The following is a 467-nucleotide window of genomic DNA, read 5'->3' as shown; positions in this document are numbered from 1 at the left end:
CCGGGCCAGGCTCACAACGGCTCACAACGCGGTTTATGTGGGCTCGGGGCCCCAAAGCGGAAAGGCGCCCGAAGGCGCCTTTTTGGTGGAGGTGGGGGGAGTTGAACCCCCGTCCGAAGGTCCCTACGGCGGGCCTCTACGCGCGTAGCCCCACCTTCAGGTGTCCCCCTGGCTTGGCCTAGGGGCGGGCGGCCAGAGGCGAGCCCCCTTGCGCTTCGCCTGGGGTTAGGGGGCGTGGCCCCAGGCTAGCCGGGTTTGTGTCCCCGCATCCGGTGAGCCCCCGGCAGGGCTACCGGGCGAGGTCGCGGTCATTAAGCCGCGAGACGGTAAGCAGGCTTGTTGGCCTTTGTGGCTTTGCGGGTTTTTACGAGGCCACCCGCACCTCGGCGCGCAACCCTGCCTTCGGCGACCCCCGTCGAGACCGTTCACCCCCGGGACTAGGACCCTCTAGGGCAAGTACCATGATA

The 467-nt window shown here is 68.1% G+C and carries 1 other RNA gene; it reads right to left on the bottom strand.

Annotated features, from left to right (window positions below):
- Positions 1 to 83 precede the first annotated feature (83 nt).
- Positions 84 to 433: a transfer-messenger RNA gene (gene ssrA / locus BVI061214_RS12220) on the bottom strand.
- Positions 434 to 467: the final 34 nt, after the last annotated feature.

The organism is Thermus aquaticus (assembly GCF_001280255.1).
Taxonomy (GTDB): domain Bacteria; phylum Deinococcota; class Deinococci; order Deinococcales; family Thermaceae; genus Thermus; species Thermus aquaticus.
The sequence above is the reverse complement of the archived record's forward strand: the minus strand, read 5'-3'. Positions and strand labels throughout refer to the sequence as shown.